Genomic DNA, 18,416 nt, shown 5'->3' with positions numbered 1-18,416 from the left:
TCACCATGGCCATCACCGACGACCTCCGTAAGACCCTCAGCGACCCGACGCCGCTCTACTTCGCCGCCGGCACCGCCGACCTGGCCCTTCAGCAGGCCAAGAAGGTGCCCGGTCTCGTGGAGCAGCTGCGCGCCGAGGCCCCGGCCCGTTTCGAGGCCGTCCGCACCACCGACCCGAAGGCCGTCCAGGAGAAGGCCCAGGCCCGTGCCAAGGAGGCCGGTGCCAAGGTCAAGGAGACCCAGGAGAACCTCCAGGCCAAGGTCACCGAGTTCCTGGCGACCCTCGACGGTGACATCAAGAAGCTCGGCTCCACCATCGACGCCGACCTGAAGAAGATCGGCGAGTCGGCCCAGGACCTCGCGCTGCGCGGTGTCGGCGTCGCCGCCGAGTACGCCGTGAAGGCCCGCGAGACCTACGAGAAGGTCGCCGAGCACGGCGAGCAGGCCGTGAAGACCTGGCGCGGCGAGGCGGCCGAGGAGATCGAGGAGCTGGCCGTCGCCGTCGAGCCGAAGGCCGAGCCGGTCGCGGTCAAGGAAGACGCCGCCAAGCCGGCCCCGGCCACGGCCGACGCCGCTCCGGCGAAGAAGACCGCCGCCAAGAAGGCGCCGGCCCGCAAGACCACCACCGCGAAGAAGACGACGCCGCCCGCGAAGTGACACGGACGGGTGATCGGTAACGGGTCGGGCACTCCTGGAGCGCCCGGCCCGTTGTGCGGGTAGCCGGTGTTCGGGAACGGGTACGGTGACCGCGTAGGAACAAGCCGAGTCTGGTGGTGGACGTAGTGCTGATGCAGGGATTCGCAGGGTTGATGTGGCTGCTGAGCATGGCCCTCATCCTTTTCAGCGGCTTCGCGCTGATCGACGCGGCCATCCGCCGCGAGGACGCCTACCGCGCAGTCGGCAAGCAGACCAAGCCGTTCTGGCTGATCATCCTCGCCATCGCCTTCGTGGTGAACCTCATCTTCCCGATCCTGTCCTTCCTGCCCGCCATAGGCCTGGTGGCCAGCATCGTCTACATGGTCGACGTCCGCCCGGCCCTCCGAGGCCTCGCCGGCGGCGGCCGCAACCGCAGGGGCTCAAGCAGCGACGGCCCTTACGGCCCGTACAACGGCGGCCGCTAATACGGTCGGCGGGTGCACCGCCTGCTTTTAGGGGCGCGGGGAACTGCGCGATCAGCCACAACGGACTGGCAGTCGGCGTACGGCAGAACCCAAAACGGCGGATTCCCGCTCAAGCCCCGCGGTCCAGCAGCAGCACTGCAACGTCATCCGTCAGCTCGCCCCCATTGAGCTCACGAACCTCGTTCACCGCAGCCCGCAGCAGCGCCTCGCCCCGCAACCCCTCAGCCAACTGCCGCCGAACCATCTCCACCATCCCGTCCTGCCCCAGCCGCTCAAGGCGCCCCTCACCGACCCGCCCCTCGATCAGCCCGTCGGTGTAGAGCATCAGACTCCACTCCCGCCCCAACTCCACCTGCATCCGAGGCCACCGCGCACCCGGCAGCAGCCCGAGGGCAGGCCCGTTGTTGTCGTACGGCAGCAGCTCGGCCGTCCGCCCCGGCCGGGCGACCAGTGGCGATGGATGCCCGGCCAGACACAGCCCGGCCCGCCGCCCGTCCGGTGAAATGTCCACCGTGCAGAGCGTCGCGAAGATCTCGTCGTCGGACCGCTCGTGCTCCAGTACCTGCTGCAGCGTCCCGAGCAGCTCGTCACCGCACAGCCCCGCCAGGGTGAGCGCCCGCCAGGCGATCCGCAGCTCCACGCCGAGCGCCGCCTCGTCCGGACCGTGCCCGCAGACATCGCCGATCATGGCGTGCACGGTGCCGTCCGGCGTCCGTACGACGTCGTAGAAGTCGCCCCCGAGCAGCGCCCGCGACCGGCCCGGCCGATACCGCGCGGCGAACCGCAGCGAGGAACCCTCCAGCAGCGGCGTCGGCAGCAGCCCCCGCTCCAGGCGCCGGTTCTCCTGTGCCCGCACCCGGCCCTCGGCAAGTCGCCGCTCGGCCGTGTCGGAACGCTTCCGCTCCACGGCGTAGCGGATCGCCCGGCTCAGCAGCCGTCCGTCCAGTTCGTCCCGGAAGAGGTAGTCCTGGGCGCCGACCCGCACGGCCTCGGCGCCGCGCTCGGCGTCGCCGGACGCGGTGAGCGCGAGGACGGCGTGCCGAGGCGCGAGCTCCAGTACGTGCTTGAGCACGGCGAGCTCGTCGTCGTCATCGCCGCGGCCGGGGGCCGGCAACGCGAGGTCCAGCAGGATGCAGTGGACGTCGTCGGTCAGCAGCCGCGCGGCCTCGGTGAGGTTGCGGGCGGTGCGGACGCGGATCGGACGGCCGGCGGAGTCCTGCAGCTCGGGTATGACGGTGGAGCCGCCGGGATCGTCCTCGATCAGCAGCAGCGTCAGGTTTGTGGTGGTGGCGGCGTTCTTGTCGACCGTGGCTTCCTTGCGCGGGGTCTGGTTCGTGGAGGTGCCGCCTTCTTGCGCGGCCTGCGCCTGACCACTCTCCGCGGCCGGGATCGCTCTCTGCCGCGGTATGGGTACGGGCATCTTGTTGAGTTCCTTCCCTCCCCCCGAGGGCACGCGGAGCGAGAGATCTCGATCCACCGACGGGGACCATAGCGGGTGGCCGGGCGGTAAAGGAATGACGTGAGACACGCTGCTTGGTGAGGCGTCACTGTCATATGCCGCGATTGGTGCCGCAGTTGGACAGGAGGGGCGCGGGGCAGGAATGACGAACGTCACGTCCGCCGTGGGTTTGCCGGGGGTTCAGCGTGCGGTGGGTCACGTGACGGGCTTCACCTGTGGCCGCCCATCCCGTGAAGCGTCACGCGTCCGGCCGCACCACCCCGAGGATCGGCATCGACCCCGCCCCCGTGATCGTCACCGTCCGCCCGGGCCGCGGGGCGTGCACGATCGCGCCGTCGCCGATGTACATCCCGACATGGCTGGCGTCGTCGAAGTAGATGATGAGGTCGCCGGGCCGCATGTCCTTGATGTCGACGTGCTTCAGCTGCTTCCACTGCTCCTGCGAGGTGCGCGGAATGCCGTGCCCCGCAGCCGCCCAGGCCTGTGAGGTCAGCCCCGAGCAGTCGTACCTCTTCGGGCCCTCGGCGCCCCATTCGTACGGCTTTCCGATCTGCGCCGTGGCGTACGCGACCGCCTTCTTGCCCAGTTCGGAAGCCTTGCCGTTGATCTCGTCGAGGATCCCGGAGTCGAGCCAGGCGGTCTGTGCCTGGAGGGCGGCCTCCTGCTCCAGCTTGGCGAGCCGCTCCTTCTCCTTCTTCTCCAGCCGGCTCTCCAGCTTCTCGGCGGCCGCGATCTGCTGCTTGATCCTCTTTCGGGCGGCGTCCTTCGCCTTGCGGCCCGCCTCCAGCTTCTTCCACTGGTCGGCGGCGTCGGCGGCGTACTGCTTCAAGTCCTGCTGGGTGCGGGTCATTTCCACGATCAGGCCCTTGGTCGCGCGCTCGCCCTGCAGCACCCGGCCCGCGCCGTCGAGGAACTGCTGCGGGTTGTTGCTGAGCAGCAGTTGTGCCTCGTCGGGCAGTCCGCCGGTGCGGTACTGGGCGGCGGCCGCGGCGCCCGCCCGCTGCTTCAACTCGTCCAGCCTCTGCTGGCCCTTGACGATCTTCTGCGCCAGGTCGACGATCGCGGCGGACTGCTGCTTGGCCTTCTCCTCGGCCGCGTTGTACGCGTCCGTGGCGACGGCCGCGTCGTGGTAGAGCTGGTCGAGCTTCTCGCGGATCGCCTCAAGGTCCTTGTCGGCCGCGGGAGTCACGGAGGCGGACGTGTTGGGAGAGGGAGACGTGCTGGGGGAGGGCGTCCGGCCGGCATTCGCGAACGCCGTCCCCGGCGCTGCCAGCACGGTGACCGCGCAGGCCACGGTCACGGCCGTCGCGATGAGGCCGCGCTTGCCCAGACCCATACCGCTACCCCCAAATCTGATTTACCGTCAGTAACTTACGACGCCTGGGGGATCGTGCCACGCCGACGCGCAAAGCGACAGAGCTGCACGCCAGTCGGATTTCCCCCCTCGCCGTTGCCGTACGCGATCTCCCCGCCTTTGTGACGAACGACTCACGGAGATCGTTCCCCGCAGGTCAAGGGCGGCGGCCGGTCAGCTGCGGGGCGCCAACGCCTCCCAGGCCACCGTCACTTCACCCTGCCGCCACCGCCCGGCCGCGTCCGTCACCGGCCAGTCGGACGTCAGATCCCGCACCGCACGGATCCAGCGCTGGCGGGCGCCGTAGGAGGCGTAGGGCGCGGCGGCGGACCAGGCACGGTCGAAGTCGCGCAGGAAGGCGTGCACGGGTTCGCCGGGGACATTGCGGTGGATGAGCGCCTTGGGGAGGCGTTCGGCGAGGTCCGAGGGCCGGTCCAGGGAGCCGAGCCGGGTCGCGAAGGTGACCGTCCGCGGCCCCTCGGGACCGAGCGCGACCCATACGTGCCGACGCCCGATCTCGTCGCAGGTCCCCTCGACCAGCAGTCCGCCGCGGGAATGCTCGGTCGCCGGGGCCAGTCGGGCGCACAGCCGCTGCCACGCCGCGGCGACCTCGGCCTCGTCGTACTGGCGCAGCACGTTGGCCGCGCGGACCAGATGCGGCCGCTGCGGGACCGGGATCTCGAACCCGCCGTGCCGGAAGGCGAGTCCGTCGCGCTCGTACGGCTTGGCCGCCGTCACCCGGGCCGGTTCGATCTCGACGCCCACCACGCGCGTGCGGGGGGCCGCCGTGCGGAGCCGGGTCAGGAGCTCGACGGCCGTCCAGGGGGCGGCGCCGTAGCCGAGGTCGACGGCGACGGGATCGGCGGCGCGGCGCAGTTCGGCGCCGTGGGTGGCCGCGATCCAGCGGTCCATGCGGCGCAGCCGGTTGGGGTTGGTCGTCCCGCGTGTCACGGTTCCCACAGGGCGGGGCGTGGCGCGGGAAGTCATGCGTACGAGGGTATGCGGACGGTACGCGGTCAACGCACACGCGTGTCGAACGGTTGAGCGATCTCCGGTAATGCCTCGGCAAAATCCCCTTCGCCGGGGATGGGAACACATCCCTGCGATGTTGCCTCCCTTGGAGGGCGCCCCACACCCTCGCCCAGGCATGCCCGCACAAGGAGGAACGCCACGTGAGCCAGTACGTCAGCAGGCTCGGGCGACGCTCCCAGGCAACGCCCCCTCGGCTCAGGCTGCACCGCCGCCCCCGCCGCGTCGCCATGCTCTCCGTGCACACCTCACCGCTCCACCAGCCCGGCACGGGCGACGCCGGCGGCATGAACGTCTACATCGTGGAGCTCGCGCAGCGCCTCGCCGCGATCAACATCGAGGTCGAGATCTTCACGCGCGCGACCACGGCCGCCCTCCCGCCGAGCGTCGAGCTGGCCCCGGGCGTCCTCGTCCGCCATGTCGACGCGGGCCCGTACGAGGGCCTGGCCAAGGAGGAGCTCCCGGCCCAGCTGTGCGCCTTCACGCACGGCGTGATGCAGGCCTGGGCGGGCCACCGCCCCGGCTACTACGACCTCGTGCACTCCCACTACTGGCTCTCCGGCCATGTCGGCTGGCTCGCCGCCCAGCGCTGGGGCGCCCCCCTGGTCCACGCCATGCACACCATGGCCAAGGTCAAGAACGCCAACCTGGCCGACGGTGACACCCCCGAGCCCGTGGCCCGTGTGATCGGCGAGACCCAGATCGTCGAGGCGGCCGACCGGCTCATCGCCAACACCGCCGAGGAAGCCGACGAGCTCGTACGGCACTACAGCGCCGACCCCGGCAAGGTCGCCGTGGTCCACCCGGGCGTCAACCTGGACCGCTTCCGTCCCGCCGACGGCCGCGCCGCCGCCCGCGCCCGCCTCGACCTCCCGCAGGACGCCCTGATCCCCCTCTTCGCGGGCCGTATCCAGCCCCTGAAGGCCCCGGACGTGCTGCTGCGTGCGGTCGCCGTCCTCCTGGACGAGCGCCCCGAGCTGCGCTCCCGCATAGTCGTCCCGATCGTCGGCGGCCCCAGCGGCAGCGGCCTCGCCAAGCCCGAGGGCCTGCAGAAGCTGGCCTCCCGTCTGGGTATCGCGGACGTGGTGCGCTTCCGTCCCCCGGTCGGCCAGGAGCAGCTCGCGGACTGGTTCCGGGCCGCGTCCGTCCTCGTCATGCCGTCCTACAGCGAGTCCTTCGGCCTGGTCGCCATCGAGGCGCAGGCGGCCGGTACTCCGGTCCTCGCGGCCTCGGTCGGCGGACTGCCGGTGGCCGTGAGCGACAGGGAGACCGGATTCCTTGTACGGGGCCACAATCCGGCCGACTACGCGCGCGTGCTGTCGGACTTCGCCGACGACCCCACACTCGCGTCCCGCATGGGCGCGGCCGCCGCCCGGCACGCGCAGTCCTTCGGCTGGGACACCGCGGCCGCCGCGACGGCGGACGTCTATACGGCCGCGATGCAGTCGTACCGGCGTCGCGTACGCTCCCACCATGGCTGATGCAGAGAAAGCGGCCCAGGTGATCGAGGGTGTCCTGAAGGACGCCGAGCTCGAATGGGAGAGCCCCGCTCCCGGCAACTACGTCGTACAGCTCCCCGGCACCCGCAAGTTGAAGACGACCGTCTCCCTCCTCGTCGGACGCCACTCGCTCTCCCTCAACGCCTTCGTCATCCGCCACCCCGACGAGAACGAGCCCGGCGTCCACCGCTGGCTCCTGGAGCGCAACCTCAAGCTGTACGGCGTGAGTTACGCCGTCGACCAGCTGGGCGACATCTACGTCGCGGGCAAGCTCCCCCTCTCCGCCGTGGCCCCCGACGAGATCGACCGCCTGCTCGGCCAGGTCCTGGAGGCGGCGGACGGCAGCTTCAACACCCTCCTGGAACTCGGCTTCGCGTCCGCCATCCGCAAGGAGTACGCGTGGCGGGTGGCGCGGGGAGAGTCGACGCGGAACCTGGACGCGTTCACACATCTGACCCAGCGCTCTGCCGAATAACTCCTGCACACCCCCTTCTCGACCACCGAGCTCCGTGGCATGCTCACGCCCGACGCAGATCTGAACGTCGTTCATATCCATGAAGAGTCACATGGAAAGGACGTACGGAATGAGCACGGCGCACCAGGGCATGACCAGACGGAGCCTTCTCGCCGGCGCCACCGCTGTGGCCGCCGCCGCGGTCACCGGCACCCCCGCCTCCGCCGACCCGACCGGCAGCCAGATCCCCGGCATCTGGCGGGAGTTCACCCGCACCCCCTTCACCCACCCGCAGATCCCGTACGTCGGCCGGGCCGGCTGCCTGCGCGGGGCGGCGCGCTTCCCCCGCCGCCCCGCCGTGGCCGACGTACGCGACCACGGCGCCGAGGCGGGCGGTTCGACCGACTGCGCCCCCGCGATCAACCGTGCCCTCGCCGCCGTCGGGAGGGCCGGCGGCGGCACGGTCACCATCCCGCCGGGGACCTTCCGCATCGACGGCCTCATCCATATCGGGTACGACAACGTCGTGCTGCGGGGTGCCGGAAGCGGCCGTACGACGCTGTACGCGACGAAGAGCCTCACCGAGCTGATCGGCGTCTACGGCTCCCGATACGGCGGCACCAAGTCGGCCTGGTCCTGGGCGGGAGGCCTCATCTGGCTGGCGCCCACGGCCCGTTGGGACTCACTCGTCGCCGCCATCAGGGCTCAGGCCTGGCCCTTCGAGGGCTGGACCGGCAACAAGCGGGACGAGTGGGAGCTCTTGACGGCCGTGGAGCCCGCGCGGCAAGGGGACTGGACGGTGACGGTCGCCGACCCGTCACGGCTGCGCCCCGGCCGCCTGGTCCTGCTCCGCATCGCCGACGACGCCGGCCACACCCTCCTCCAGCACATGTCGGGCGGCGGCCCCGGCCCGGCGGCGTACTCCTGGCAGGACAAGACCAAGCTGCTGTCGTACGTCCCCTATGAGTGGCCGGTCCGGGTGGCCCGCGTCCGCGGCCGCAGGGTCACCCTGGAGCGCCCGCTCCCGCTCGACCTGCGCCCCGAATGGAACCCCCAATTCACCACACATGTACGCGAGTTGACCGGATCAGGTGTCGAAGGCCTCACCCTCGACGTCATGGACACCCCCCAGTCTCCGCACCTCCTCGACAAGGGCTACAACGGAGTCGCGCTGCAGTGCGCCTACGACTGCTGGGTGGACGACGTGACCGTACGCAACGTCGACAACGGGTTCGGCCTGATCGCCGCGTCCTCCTGCACCCTGCGCCGCACACGGGTCGGCGGTCGCGGCGAGCACCACCCCTACTTCTGCCGCGAGGGCTCGCACGACAACCTCATCGAGGACTTCACGATCGAACAGCGCACGGTCCCGGCCCCGGAGGGGACGCAGTTGCACGGCATCAACGTCGAGGGCCTGTCCTCCTACAACGTCTGGTCGCGCGGCGACATGCAGATGGGCACCTTCGACTCCCACCGGGGCCTGCCCTTCGCGAACGTCCGCACTGACATCACCGTCGACAACAACGGCCGCCACGGCGGCGACGCGAACGCCGGCCCCCTCTACGGCGCCCGTTTCACCCACTGGAACATCCGCGTGACGAACGGCAGGGCGGGCCTGGTGAAGATCGACGGACTCGCGCCGTACTCCGCGACCGTCGGCGTCAACGAGGTCACGGAGTTCGATCAGATCGACGTGCCTGACTTCACCGGGGACCTGCATGCGGCGCTGGAGCTGTATCCCACGACGGACCAGGTCCGGCCTCGGAACCTGTACGAGGCGCAGCGGGAGCTGTGACCAAGGCGCGGCGCAGGGCGTCGTAGCCGATGAAGTCGAACATGCGCTGCCCGGGCCTCAGCGGCTGGGGTTCACCCGCGAATCGGTGGGCCCCGACGCCGTAGCCGAGGCTGGGGTCGGACACCCACAGCCGCTGGAAGTCCCGCTCCTCCAGCCATGCGCAGATCTGGGGGACCAGGTCGGGCTCGAAGTGCCGGGTACGGGTCCATACGACCGTGCCGCCGGGCCGGCAGAGCTGTGCGAGGTGGTCGATCGTCCGCTCGACGTCGGCGTCGACCAGGTTGCCCAGCACCCCGCAGACCAGGACGAGGTCGGCGGGCACGAGCGGGGCGTAGTGGTCGGTCAACGAGGCGTCCCCGGCGAGGACTTCGACGTCCGGCAGCCCCGCGGCCAGCGCCGCGGCCCGCGCCACCGTGACGTTCCGCTCGTCCAGTTCGACCAGCCGGGCCCGGACGTCGGCCCGCCGGGGGTGGTCGTGGAGCACACCGATCAGGTCGCGGCCCTGTCCGGCGCAGAGGCTGACCGCGGTGAGCGGGCCGGGCGGGGCCTCGTCGAGAGCGAGCCGGATGCGTTCCTGGACAAGGGCCAGGCGCCGGCCGAGATAGGAGTCGGGTGAGTCGTACGCGTCGTGCCACTCATGCCAGTCCATGAGCCGGAAGATACGGCCGCGGGTCGGGCATGGGTGGCCTTGTCACACCTTCTTCGCATAACGCCCCGGGGTCACCCCCACCAACTTCCTGAAGTGCCGGGTGAGATGGGACTGGTCGAAGAACCCGGTGGCGGACGCGACCTCCCCCGGCGACCGGCCGTCGAGCAGGAGCCGTCGGGCCCGGTCGACGCGGCGGGAGTTCAGGTACTGGTGCGGTGCGATGCCGTAGGCGGTGCTGAACGCCCTTACGAGATGCGCGGGATGGGCGTGCACGAGCCCCGCTGCCTCGTCGAGGGTGAGGCCGTCGACCACGCGCTCGTCGAGGAGTTCGCGCAGACGGCGGGCCAGGGCGGGATCGGGCCGGGAGTTGGTGGGAGGGGCACTCGGCCGCAGCTGGGACCGCAGCCGCTCCCCGATGAACGTCAGCCTGCTCTCGGCCTCCAGCTCGTCCCCGGCGTGCGCGAGGGCCGTGTGCAACTGTGCGACGCGCCGCCGCAGCACGGGATCCCGCAGGTCCGGCTGGTCGACGGCGGCCCCGATGAGATCGTCGCTCAGGTGCGTTCCGTCGAGATAGAGGACGCGCTTGCGGAAGCCGTGCGGGGTGGCGGGGGAGCCGTTGTGCGGGATGTGCGGCGGGAGGAGGGTGACCGTGTCGTGCGGGGTGCCGTGCTCGTGCCGGTCGAGGTCGTACCGTACGGCGCCGTCGTCCACGATGAGCAGCGTCCACGCCTCGTGGACGTGCATCGGGTAGGCGTACTCGGTGAAGTGCGCGTGGAAGACCTCCACGACGCCGGGTATCCGGGGGCGCCAGGCGGAGACCTCCTGCCGGGGGCGCTGAGCGGCCATGCAAAGAACGTACAAGACGGGCTCGTACGGCGGTCGGCAGTCTCGGTGCATGAGCACTGAACCGATGCGCTTCGACACCAAGATCGCCGTCCTGCTGCGCGAGGACCTGGAGCCCTGGCAGCGGCTGAACGTGACCGCGTTCCTGGTCAGCGGCCTGGGGACGGCGGTTCCCGAGGTGATCGGCGAGCCGTACGAGGACGCGGACGGCGTCCGGTACCTGCCCATGTTCCGTCAGCCGGTACTGGTCTTCGAGGGTACGAAGGAGACGCTGACGGCGGCCCACGGGCGCGCGCTGTCCCGGGCCCTCCCGCGGTCGGTCTTCACGTCCGACCTGTTCGCCACGGGCAACGACCGCGACAACCGGGCGGCGGTACGGGCCGTGCGGACCGGTGATCTGGACCTGGTGGGGATGGCGGTCCACGGGCCGAGGAACGCCGTGGACAAGGTGCTGAAAGGGGCGCGGATGCATCCCTGACCGAATCTGCACACTCAATGCGCAACCTCGGTACGAGTGAGTGCCGAGTGAGTTCTGTTGATGCGGAGTTGTCCTGTTCGCGGCAGCCGGGGCAATACCTGTCGGCTTCCTGTGCGGCGCTCGGTGTAGAGAAGCTGCCACCGATCCGTGTGCATACCCACACGCTTCGGTGGCCGGCCGTTTCAACGGCCCGGCTCCGGGCGCCTTCGCACTGGATGCCGGGCACGCACCGTGGTTTGATCCTCCGCACCGAGCCCCGCCTTCTGTCCCCCCTGCGGGGCTGCTCCCCCCTCTGGCACATCCATGCGAAGGGCAGTTTCACCATGAACTCCGCTCCCCAGGTTCAGACCGCCGAGATCTCCGACGCCGACCTCGACGCCGTCTCCGGCGGTCTGGCCCCGCAGGTCTCCCTCACCGCCGGCTCCACGACGCTCAGCAGCGCTGACGCCCTGGCCGAGCTCGACACGCTCAAGGCCACGGCCCTGGGGACCCTCGGCGGCACCCTCGGTGCCCTCCCGCACCAGGTCGGCCTGAGCGCCAGCTTCTGATCGCCGGGCAGCTTCTGATCGCCCGGCCGGCGACCTGACAGCGCCGGCACCGGTCGACAGCCACGGCGACAAGCCCTCCACCGGCGGACAACCGCAGGTGGGGGGCTTTGTCATGCCTTCCCCTACGCCCATGCGGGCGCCGCCATGTGCGCTGCATTCGGGTGCTTGTGTGTGCGTCGGTGCTTCTGGCACGGGGGCGGGGCGGCATACCTCCGGCAAGCACACCCCTACCGAAGGAGACGCTTATGCGTGCACGTGCCGTGCTGGCCGCCCTCGCGCTCGCCGGGGCAGTCCTGCTGGGAGGCGCGGCCCAGGCCCTCGCCGACGGCCCCGACGACGACCCGCTCAACGACGTGGCCAAGGTCAACGGCGACCCCGACTTCGGCAAGTTCGAGGGGACTTTCAACTAGGCTTCCGCGCCCTGAGCGCCGGGCCGTAATTTCTATCGCCCCACCCCACCCCGCACCGCCTCACCCCGCCCCGCACCGTGACGTTCATGGTGTGGGGCGGAGGATTTTCCACGGGTACCTCCAGAGCACGCGCAGGACGCCGTTCCTTGACGAGGCCACCGCAGCCGGCTGATTCTCCCGACCGAATGTGATCAATCAACTACGTACAGGTGCTGAACCCGTTGATTGGGGCGCTCGGAATTTGATTGGCTCCCCGATTCGGCTCGCCGATCAACCCGCTCCCGCCGGAAAGTCGGTTGCGTACCCACCGGACAGAAGGGAGCAGATGTCCACCTTGAGCGGAACTGCTCAAGACGCCGGCCCGCCTCGCCCCCCACGCTGAGGCCACCGCCGTGCAACACCAGGGTCCCATCCGACACAGGAAGGATCCGGTCCCCCCACACGTGGTGCCCATGTCAGCGCTGCACGCCAAGTCGTGCTGTCGCACACCAAGTCCTGCTGCCGCACGTCCGGGCAAGCGCAGGACAACGCGGGCACGGTGCGCCACCGCACATCAGGAGGAGCACATGAGTACTGAGATCGCAGTCGGCAGCCCTCTGCGCGGCCGACGCAGCAGAATGACCATAGCCACCGTCGGCGCGGTACTGCTCGCACTGTGCCTGGCCCTGCTCAGCCCCCTCGGTGCCGCGAAAGCCTTCGCGATCGATGACGCGCGTGACGTCACCTGGGACATCAGCCAAGGTCGGTCCGGTTACGCGCAGATGATCAGAGATGTCCGCGGCCGAGTCGAGCAGCAGGCGATCTACGGAAACGGCTCGCCGGGGACGGTGTTCACCACCGAGTCCAACGCCGGGGACTACTTCCTCGTCAACGTGTTCGACGGGCCCAACCTGCTGACCCGGCTCGTCCTGAACGCCCACAACCTGTATGTGCAGGGCTACTACAACCCCAACGACAGCACCTACCGCTACACCGCGACCGCGGACCTCCGAGACGCGAACTGGCTGCCGTCCACGTCGTCGACCCGGCCGATTGCAATCCAACTCCCGTTCTCGGGCAACTACGCCGGCACGACCCAGGTGCCGGGTGGCGGGACGGCGCAGGGCCTGACCAACTTCTCCGGCAACAGCAAAACGAGCCCGATATTCTGCACCCGCTATGCCCGCGACAACGCGAACGTGCTCGCTGACACGAACCAAGCAGACAGCAACAGGGCCGGAGCGCTCCTGTGGTTCGTTGAAGCTGTCGCCGAGGGCGCCCGGTTCAACGCCATCTCCGACCGGATCATCAACGCGTGGAACGACGACTGGGGATACAGCTTCGACTGGGCCGACGACGGCCTGACAACCAACTGGCAGGCGATCGGCGACAACTTCCAGCGGCGACTCCGGGACCAGACTGTACAGCCGGCCGCCTCGATCGGCCGGTACAACTTCCAGACACTCGCCAACACCGCGGCCATCTACTTCCTCATGCTGTTGTACAAGTCAACCTGACAGCCTCTGTGCTCAGCATCAGCGTTCGCGATCCGCGCACTGGACGGCTGATGCGTCGGCCCTCGGGCGGCCACCGGAGAACACCGGTGGCCGCCCGAGGGCTCTTCCGTGAGATGCCGGCCGGTTCACCATGCCCGAAACGAGCCGGAGGATCACCGGTCAGGCAGGCGACCAGTGCGACCCGCTCGGCGCAACGGGAGTGCGGCAGTCATGGCAACGTCCTGGGGTGGGGGAGCGGAAGGCGCGATCGCAGCCGTCGCAGTTTCGGAGCGGGTGACGGACGGTCGGCGGTGGTGCCGGGGCCCGGAACGGTGGCGGTGGTGGCAGCTGGGCTGCGAGGCGGTGGGCCAGGAGGGCCGCCGGGCGGTGCAGGGGTTCGGGTGGCAGGTCCGCGGTCAGCGCGTGACGTACGGCCGTGGGGCTGACGTCGCGTTCCAGCCAGGCGGCCACGCCCGGCGCGAGATGGGCTGCGTCGCTGGTGGAGAGCAGCAGGCGGGGGTCGTGGCGGCGGAGGTCCGCGAGGAGGTCGGTGGCCTGTTGGAGGAGGGCGGGGGCCGGGCAGGCCGGTTGCGGTACGGCGGGGAGGGCCTTCTTGCGGAGTGGCCTCGGCTTCTTCGGGGTCGCGGATCCGTGGTTCTCGGCGGCCCGGCGGTGATGGCCGGGCTGGTTGCAGGAGACCGTGCGGGTGACGATGCGGCCGTTGGGGGCGCGGGTGCGTTCGCGGCGCAGGTAGCCGTGGGCTTCGAGTTCGCGGAGGGCGGCGGCGATGCGGGTGGCGCCCTCGGGGAAGCGTGCGGCGAGGGTCTTGATGTCGACGCGGGAGCCTTTGGGTAGCGACTGGATGTGGCAGGCCAGGCCGATCGCCAGGAGGGAGAGTTCGGCGTGTTGGGTGAGGTGGTTGCCGATCACCGTGAAGCGGGTGGTGTGGCGGGTGTTGTCGTGGGTGAGGCCGCCGCCGGACGGGGAGTCCCGGTGGGGGTGGTTTTTGCCCGGGATACGGGACCGGGCGCGCGTGGGCGCGCTAGTGTTTTCGGTGTCCATCGGGAAGGCCCTAACTTCCTCGGTGGTCAGGCCCTCGCCATTGGGATTGCAGTCCCGGCGGGGGCCGTCGCATGTCTGCGGTTGTGCTGTGTCGCGCTGAGCGTAGAGCAGGCAACCGGGCCGAAATCCAGCTGAGTTGGCGATGTTCACTCGCGAGGGTGAGCGTGCGCCGTGGGCGGGAGGGGTGGGGCTTGGTGGGGTTCTTTCACCGTTGAGTTCCTTGGAAAAGACCGCCCGTGGCACCGCAGCACGGGCGGCCGGGTTCCGGTACCAATACCGGTTCCGGGAGAGCGACTTCGGCCCAGACGGTCTTACGCGGATACGGTCCCGGTGCGGCGCCCCAGCGGTCGGCCAGCGCGTCGACGAGGACGAGCCCCCGGCCGGACTCGGCGTCGGGGGAGGGAAGTTGGGCGCACGGTGGCCGGTCACCGCGCGTGTCGGTGACCTCGATACGGAGGGTGCCGCCGACGACGTAGAGCGTGAGCCGGAAGTCGCGTCCCGGTACGCGGCCGTGCGTTGCCGCGTTCGCCGCCAGCTCCGCCACGATGTGTGCCCCCGGGTCCAACGGCAGCTCCCAGGTGCGGAGTTGCTCGGTGGCCAGGAGACGGGCGAGGCGGGCTCCGCGGGGCGTCGGGGAGAGGAGGACGCTGAAGTTGCGGATGGAGGTGGCGGTTTCTTGATTCACATCACTCAGCGTGGCCGCATCTGTTTACCGTGAACAGTGACGACGCGGTTGCGTAGAGCGACTGTCCAGGGCTTGTCCAGGGTGTCCAAGCTGTCGGGGCGGTGCGTACGGGTAGGGGCGTCGCGGCACGGTCGTACGACGGAGGGGTGCGGGATGTCGGTGGACGGCGAGGCGGTACGGCTCAGGACCGAGGCGGACGAGCCGGGTTGGGAGGTGGACCCGGACGACGAGTGGGGCGTGGCCGTCATCGCCACCGTGGGGCGGCAGTTGAGGCTGCGGCGGGAGGCGGTGGGGATGCGGGTACCCGAGTTCGGGGCGGCGGTCGGGTACGGCGACGACATGGTCTACAAGATCGAGGCGGGGAGGCGGATTCCGCGTCAGCAGTACTTGGACACGGCGGACGAGGTGCTGGGGGCGGGTGGGCTCATTTCCGCGACGTGGGAGGACGTGAAGAAGGTTCGGTACCCGAAGAAGGTGCGGGACCTGGCCGCCATGGAGGCCAAGGCGGTTGAGATCGGGGTGTACGAGTGCACCAACATCGCCGGTCTCTTGCAGACACCTGAGTATGTGCGAGCCCTCTTGGAGTCGTGGCAACCTGCCTACTCGCCCGAGGACTTGGAACGCAGGGTGGCTGCTCGCATTGCCAGGCAGTCTGTGTTCGAGCGCTTGCCGGCACCGGCCCTCGGGTTCGTGCTCGAAGAAGCAACGCTGCATCGCAACGTTGGAGGCACAATGGTGCGGCGACAACAGTTCGAGCGCCTGCTGGAGGTGGGGCGGTTGAACAACGTCACGCTCCAGGTGATGCCAATGAACAGCGCGGCGCACCCAGGCATGAGCGGCAGGATCGAACTGCTGAAGTTCGAGGACGGCAGAGCCGTTGGACGTTCCGACGGGGCTTTCAACGGCCGTCCGGTCTCCGACCTGAAGCAGTTGCGCATCCTTGAGCTGAGGTATGGCACCATCCGGGCCCTGGCTCTGCCACCAGGAGAGTCACTGGCTCTCATCGAGCAACTGCTGGGAGAAACATGATCCGCAAGTCCACTGCCGGTGACGCCTCCGAACTGGCGTGGTTCAAGAGCAGTTACAGCAGCGGGCCTGATGGCGACTCCTGTGTGGAAGTGGCCGTGGCCTGGTTCAAGAGCAGCTACAGCAGCAGTGAAGCCGACTCCTGCGTCGAAGTCGCGCTGGACTGGTCCAAGAGCAGCTACAGCAGCGGCAGCGAAGGCGACTCCTGCGTCGAAGTGGCCACCACCCCCGGCACCATCCACGTCCGTGACTCCAAAACCACGGACGGCCCGCAGCTCGCCCTCGCCCCCCAGGCCTGGGCCGACTTCGTGACGTACGCCTCCGAAGCCTGACCCAGCCCGGGCGTTGGACAGTTCACCCCGCCGCCACCTCCGCCCCGGCGGCGGCCGGAACCGTAGCCGCCTCCTCCGCTGCCGGAAGGCGCCGCATGAGCGCGCCGTACCCGACAGCGGCCACCGTGCCGACGAGCGCGCACATCCCCCACAACCACTCCGCCCCGAACCGGTCGATGACGACACCGGACATCAGCGGAGCGACCAGCGCAGCAAGAGACCAGGACAACGTGTACACGCCCTGGTAGCGCCCACGCCCGTGCACGGGCGACAGCCGAACGACCAACCCCGTCTGCGTCGGAGCGTTGACCATCTCGCCGAGCGTCCACACGCACACAGTCAGCGCGAAGACGCCGACCGACCCGGCGAAGGCGGTGAGCCCGAAGCCGTACCCGGCCAGCAGGGACGAGACGACGAGCAGTCGCCGGGGGTCCCGGCGCTCGATGAACCGGGTGACAGGGATCTGCAGCGCGACGATCAGTACGCCGTTGACGGCGATGGCCATGCCGTAGTCGGCAGGGGTGAACCCGGACTGCCCCATCGCGACGGGCAGTCCGACGGACCCTTGCTGAAAGACGAGCGCGACCAGGAAGGACAGCCCGACGACACCCATGTACCGCTTGTCGCGGACGACCGCACCGAGACCGACGGCGTCCTCCTTCGCCCCCTTGGAGACGCCGGCGACCGGCCGGGACTCGGGCAGCTTCAGGAAGACGACGACCGCACAGACGGCCGTCATCCCGGCCTCGATCAGGAACCCGGCGAGATAGCTGAACTCGGCGATGAACCCGGCGGCCATGGAGGAGACGGCGAACCCGAGGTTGATCGCCCAGTAGTTGAGGGAGAACGCCCGCACCCGGTCCTCGGGCCGCACGATGTCGGCCATCATCGCCTGGACGGCGGGCCGGGAGGCGTTGGACGCCATGCCCACCAGGAACGCGACGGCGGCGATGGCGACGGGATCGTGCACGAACCCGAGGAGGGCGACGGAGGCGGCGGTCGAGGACTGGGCGATCAGCAGGGTGGGCCGCCGCCCGAGCCGGTCGGCCATGACTCCGCCCCCGAGCGAGGAGACGACCCCGCCGAGCCCGTGCAGGGACGCGACGAGACCGGCGTAGGAGGCGGAGTACCCGCGGTCGATCGTCAGGTACAGAGCCATGAAGGTGGCGACGAAAGCCCCGAGCCGGTTGACGAGGGTGCTGGTCCACAGCCACCAGAACTCGCGGGGCAGTCCGGAGACGGTCTCCCGGGCGGCGCGTCTCAGACTGGCGACTGACATCGGAAATCCCCCATGGACGTAAGTGGCGCAGGTGGCAGGCACAACTTACGCACGGGCTGAGGGGTGCGGCCACTCAATTAACAGATGCCGTCAACTGTCCGCTTGCTGGGCGGGCCTCCTGTGGCCCTAATGCGTGGATTACGCTCTGGGACATGGCCGACGCACCGTACAAGCTGATCCTCCTCCGCCACGGCGAGAGCGAGTGGAACGCGAAGAACCTGTTCACCGGCTGGGTGGACGTGAACCTCAACGAGAAGGGCGAGAAGGAGGCAGTCCGCGGTGGCGAGCTTCTGAAGGACGCCGACCTTCTCCCCGACGTGGTCCACACGTCCCTCCAGAAGCGCGCGATCCGCACCGCGCAGCTCGCGCTGGAGTCCGCGGACCGCCACTGGATCCCGGTCCACCGCAGCTGGCGCCTGAACGAGCGCCACTACGGTGCCCTCCAGGGCAAGGACAAGGCGCAGACCCTCGCGGAGTTCGGCGAGGAGCAGTTCATGCTGTGGCGCCGCTCGTACGACACCCCGCCCCCGCCCCTTGAGGACGGCACGGAGTTCTCCCAGTCGGACGACCCGCGCTACGCGTCGATCCCGCCGGAGCTGCGCCCCCGCACGGAGTGCCTGAAGGACGTCGTCGTCCGCATGCTCCCGTACTGGTACGACGGCATCGTCCCGGACCTCCTGGCCGGCCGCACGGTCCTCGTCGCCGCCCACGGCAACAGCCTCCGCGCCCTGGTCAAGCACCTGGACGGCATCTCGGACGCGGACATCGCGGGCCTGAACATCCCGACCGGCATCCCGCTCTACTACGAGCTCGACGCCGCCTTCAAGCCGGTCACCCCCGGCGGCAAGTACCTCGACCCGGAGGCGGCCGCTGCGGCCATCGAGGCGGTCAAGAACCAGGGCAAGAAGAAGTAAGCAGC

Annotated in this window: 20 protein-coding genes; 12 read left to right on the top strand and 8 right to left on the bottom strand. The window is 69.8% G+C overall.

The features are described from left to right. Window positions 1–5 precede the first annotated feature (5 nt). Window positions 6–656 (top strand): hypothetical protein, encoded by a 651-nt coding sequence (locus ACWDAG_RS30905; protein WP_450698820.1) that lies wholly within the window; start codon window positions 6–8, stop codon window positions 654–656. 131 nt (window positions 657–787) lie between these two features. After that, window positions 788–1,120 (top strand): DUF2516 family protein, encoded by a 333-nt coding sequence (locus tag ACWDAG_RS30900; protein ID WP_450698819.1) that lies wholly within the window; start codon window positions 788–790, stop codon window positions 1,118–1,120. Window positions 1,121–1,229: 109 nt separating this feature from the next. On the opposite strand, the gene ACWDAG_RS30895 is transcribed toward ACWDAG_RS30900, so the two are convergent. From ACWDAG_RS30895 to ACWDAG_RS30885, 3 genes are all read right to left on the bottom strand, one after another. Continuing rightward, a complete protein-coding gene (locus tag ACWDAG_RS30895; protein WP_450698818.1) occupies window positions 1,230–2,540 on the bottom strand; it encodes a PP2C family protein-serine/threonine phosphatase in 1,311 nt (436 codons plus the stop codon). A 277-nt stretch (window positions 2,541–2,817) separates the two neighbouring features. Then, a complete protein-coding gene (locus ACWDAG_RS30890) occupies window positions 2,818–3,915 on the bottom strand; it encodes an NlpC/P60 family protein (protein ID WP_450698817.1) in 1,098 nt (365 codons plus the stop codon). 192 nt (window positions 3,916–4,107) lie between these two features. Continuing rightward, a complete protein-coding gene (locus ACWDAG_RS30885) occupies window positions 4,108–4,920 on the bottom strand; it encodes a class I SAM-dependent methyltransferase (protein ID WP_450698816.1) in 813 nt (270 codons plus the stop codon). Window positions 4,921–5,105: 185 nt separating this feature from the next. On the opposite strand from ACWDAG_RS30885, the gene mshA reads away from it, so the two are divergent. The 3 genes from mshA to ACWDAG_RS30870 all read left to right on the top strand — a co-directional run bounded on the left by mshA (window position 5,106) and on the right by ACWDAG_RS30870 (window position 8,710). After that, window positions 5,106–6,443: a D-inositol-3-phosphate glycosyltransferase gene (gene mshA, locus ACWDAG_RS30880; protein WP_450698815.1), complete on the top strand. Its 1,338-nt coding sequence runs from the start codon at window positions 5,106–5,108 to the stop codon at window positions 6,441–6,443. Continuing rightward, the gene (locus ACWDAG_RS30875; RefSeq protein ID WP_450698814.1) at window positions 6,436–6,936 is read left to right on the top strand and encodes a YbjN domain-containing protein; all 501 of its coding nucleotides are present in this window, start codon (window positions 6,436–6,438) and stop codon (window positions 6,934–6,936) included. The genes mshA and ACWDAG_RS30875 overlap by 8 nt, the downstream gene beginning before the upstream one ends. Window positions 6,937–7,045: 109 nt before the next feature. Further along, complete coding sequence (locus ACWDAG_RS30870; RefSeq protein ID WP_450698813.1) at window positions 7,046–8,710, top strand: glycosyl hydrolase family 28-related protein; 1,665 nt, start codon at window positions 7,046–7,048, stop codon at window positions 8,708–8,710. Here ACWDAG_RS30870 and ACWDAG_RS30865 read toward each other — a convergent pair. Beyond that, the gene (locus tag ACWDAG_RS30865; RefSeq protein ID WP_450698812.1) at window positions 8,619–9,359 is read right to left on the bottom strand and encodes a class I SAM-dependent methyltransferase; all 741 of its coding nucleotides are present in this window, start codon (window positions 9,357–9,359) and stop codon (window positions 8,619–8,621) included. The two genes, ACWDAG_RS30870 and ACWDAG_RS30865, sit on opposite strands and share 92 nt — an antisense overlap. Window positions 9,360–9,401: 42 nt before the next feature. Next, complete coding sequence (locus tag ACWDAG_RS30860) at window positions 9,402–10,205, bottom strand: AraC family transcriptional regulator (protein WP_450698811.1); 804 nt, start codon at window positions 10,203–10,205, stop codon at window positions 9,402–9,404. A 49-nt stretch (window positions 10,206–10,254) separates the two neighbouring features. Here ACWDAG_RS30860 and ACWDAG_RS30855 point away from each other — a divergent pair, with 49 nt between their 5' ends. From ACWDAG_RS30855 to ACWDAG_RS30840, 4 genes are all read left to right on the top strand, one after another. Next, window positions 10,255–10,680 carry a DUF2000 family protein gene (locus ACWDAG_RS30855; RefSeq protein WP_450698810.1) on the top strand — a complete coding sequence of 142 codons (426 nt, stop codon included), beginning with the start codon at window positions 10,255–10,257 and terminating at the stop codon, window positions 10,678–10,680. A gap of 323 nt (window positions 10,681–11,003) precedes the next feature. Then, a complete protein-coding gene (locus tag ACWDAG_RS30850; RefSeq protein ID WP_450698809.1) occupies window positions 11,004–11,228 on the top strand; it encodes a hypothetical protein in 225 nt (74 codons plus the stop codon). A 245-nt stretch (window positions 11,229–11,473) separates the two neighbouring features. Next, on the top strand, window positions 11,474–11,638 hold the full coding sequence (locus ACWDAG_RS30845; protein ID WP_450698808.1) for a hypothetical protein: 165 nt from the start codon (window positions 11,474–11,476) through the stop codon (window positions 11,636–11,638). 566 nt (window positions 11,639–12,204) lie between these two features. Continuing rightward, complete coding sequence (locus ACWDAG_RS30840; RefSeq protein WP_450698807.1) at window positions 12,205–13,134, top strand: ribosome-inactivating family protein; 930 nt, start codon at window positions 12,205–12,207, stop codon at window positions 13,132–13,134. 159 nt (window positions 13,135–13,293) lie between these two features. On the opposite strand, the gene ACWDAG_RS30835 is transcribed toward ACWDAG_RS30840, so the two are convergent. Next, window positions 13,294–14,175: a helix-turn-helix domain-containing protein gene (locus ACWDAG_RS30835; RefSeq protein ID WP_450698806.1), complete on the bottom strand. Its 882-nt coding sequence runs from the start codon at window positions 14,173–14,175 to the stop codon at window positions 13,294–13,296. A 205-nt stretch (window positions 14,176–14,380) separates the two neighbouring features. Next, on the bottom strand, window positions 14,381–14,860 hold the full coding sequence (locus ACWDAG_RS30830) for an ATP-binding protein (RefSeq protein WP_450698805.1): 480 nt from the start codon (window positions 14,858–14,860) through the stop codon (window positions 14,381–14,383). Between the two features lie 153 nt (window positions 14,861–15,013). On the opposite strand from ACWDAG_RS30830, the gene ACWDAG_RS30825 reads away from it, so the two are divergent. Both ACWDAG_RS30825 and ACWDAG_RS30820 read left to right on the top strand, forming a co-directional pair. Further along, entirely contained in the window at window positions 15,014–15,889 is an 876-nt protein-coding gene (locus tag ACWDAG_RS30825) for a helix-turn-helix domain-containing protein (RefSeq protein WP_450698804.1), read from the top strand. Next, window positions 15,886–16,218: a DUF397 domain-containing protein gene (locus ACWDAG_RS30820; RefSeq protein ID WP_450698803.1), complete on the top strand. Its 333-nt coding sequence runs from the start codon at window positions 15,886–15,888 to the stop codon at window positions 16,216–16,218. Before ACWDAG_RS30825 ends, ACWDAG_RS30820 begins: the two co-directional genes overlap by 4 nt. 22 nt (window positions 16,219–16,240) lie before the next feature. On the opposite strand, the gene ACWDAG_RS30815 is transcribed toward ACWDAG_RS30820, so the two are convergent. Then, window positions 16,241–17,497, bottom strand: coding sequence for an MDR family MFS transporter (locus tag ACWDAG_RS30815; RefSeq protein ID WP_450698802.1), 1,257 nt, complete (start codon window positions 17,495–17,497; stop codon window positions 16,241–16,243). Window positions 17,498–17,649: 152 nt separating this feature from the next. Here ACWDAG_RS30815 and ACWDAG_RS30810 point away from each other — a divergent pair, with 152 nt between their 5' ends. Further along, window positions 17,650–18,411, top strand: a complete 762-nt coding sequence (locus ACWDAG_RS30810; protein ID WP_389087096.1) for a phosphoglyceromutase — start codon at window positions 17,650–17,652, stop codon at window positions 18,409–18,411. Window positions 18,412–18,416: the final 5 nt, after the last annotated feature.

The sequence above is a fragment of the Streptomyces sp. NPDC001157 genome (assembly GCF_053598255.1).
Note: the sequence above shows the minus strand (reverse complement) of the source record. Positions and strands in the feature narration are given on the sequence as shown.

Excerpts from the sequence above, each read along its gene's own strand:
- ACWDAG_RS30895 (WP_450698818.1), bottom strand. The coding sequence starts at position 2,540 with ATGCCCGTACCCATACCGCGGCAGAGAGCGATCCCGGCCGCGGAGAGT.
- ACWDAG_RS30845 (WP_450698808.1), top strand. The coding sequence starts at position 11,474 with ATGCGTGCACGTGCCGTGCTGGCCGCCCTCGCGCTCGCCGGGGCAGTC.
- ACWDAG_RS30840 (WP_450698807.1), top strand. The coding sequence starts at position 12,205 with ATGAGTACTGAGATCGCAGTCGGCAGCCCTCTGCGCGGCCGACGCAGC.
- ACWDAG_RS30820 (WP_450698803.1), top strand. The coding sequence starts at position 15,886 with ATGATCCGCAAGTCCACTGCCGGTGACGCCTCCGAACTGGCGTGGTTC.
- ACWDAG_RS30860 (WP_450698811.1), bottom strand. The coding sequence starts at position 10,205 with ATGGCCGCTCAGCGCCCCCGGCAGGAGGTCTCCGCCTGGCGCCCCCGG.
- ACWDAG_RS30870 (WP_450698813.1), top strand. The coding sequence starts at position 7,046 with ATGAGCACGGCGCACCAGGGCATGACCAGACGGAGCCTTCTCGCCGGC.
- ACWDAG_RS30850 (WP_450698809.1), top strand. The coding sequence starts at position 11,004 with ATGAACTCCGCTCCCCAGGTTCAGACCGCCGAGATCTCCGACGCCGAC.
- ACWDAG_RS30875 (WP_450698814.1), top strand. The coding sequence starts at position 6,436 with ATGGCTGATGCAGAGAAAGCGGCCCAGGTGATCGAGGGTGTCCTGAAG.
- ACWDAG_RS30810 (WP_389087096.1), top strand. The coding sequence starts at position 17,650 with ATGGCCGACGCACCGTACAAGCTGATCCTCCTCCGCCACGGCGAGAGC.
- ACWDAG_RS30890 (WP_450698817.1), bottom strand. The coding sequence starts at position 3,915 with ATGGGTCTGGGCAAGCGCGGCCTCATCGCGACGGCCGTGACCGTGGCC.
- ACWDAG_RS30825 (WP_450698804.1), top strand. The coding sequence starts at position 15,014 with ATGTCGGTGGACGGCGAGGCGGTACGGCTCAGGACCGAGGCGGACGAG.
- ACWDAG_RS30885 (WP_450698816.1), bottom strand. The coding sequence starts at position 4,920 with ATGACTTCCCGCGCCACGCCCCGCCCTGTGGGAACCGTGACACGCGGG.
- ACWDAG_RS30900 (WP_450698819.1), top strand. The coding sequence starts at position 788 with ATGCAGGGATTCGCAGGGTTGATGTGGCTGCTGAGCATGGCCCTCATC.
- ACWDAG_RS30815 (WP_450698802.1), bottom strand. The coding sequence starts at position 17,497 with ATGTCAGTCGCCAGTCTGAGACGCGCCGCCCGGGAGACCGTCTCCGGA.
- ACWDAG_RS30835 (WP_450698806.1), bottom strand. The coding sequence starts at position 14,175 with ATGGACACCGAAAACACTAGCGCGCCCACGCGCGCCCGGTCCCGTATC.
- ACWDAG_RS30855 (WP_450698810.1), top strand. The coding sequence starts at position 10,255 with ATGAGCACTGAACCGATGCGCTTCGACACCAAGATCGCCGTCCTGCTG.
- ACWDAG_RS30905 (WP_450698820.1), top strand. The coding sequence starts at position 6 with ATGGCCATCACCGACGACCTCCGTAAGACCCTCAGCGACCCGACGCCG.
- ACWDAG_RS30865 (WP_450698812.1), bottom strand. The coding sequence starts at position 9,359 with ATGGACTGGCATGAGTGGCACGACGCGTACGACTCACCCGACTCCTAT.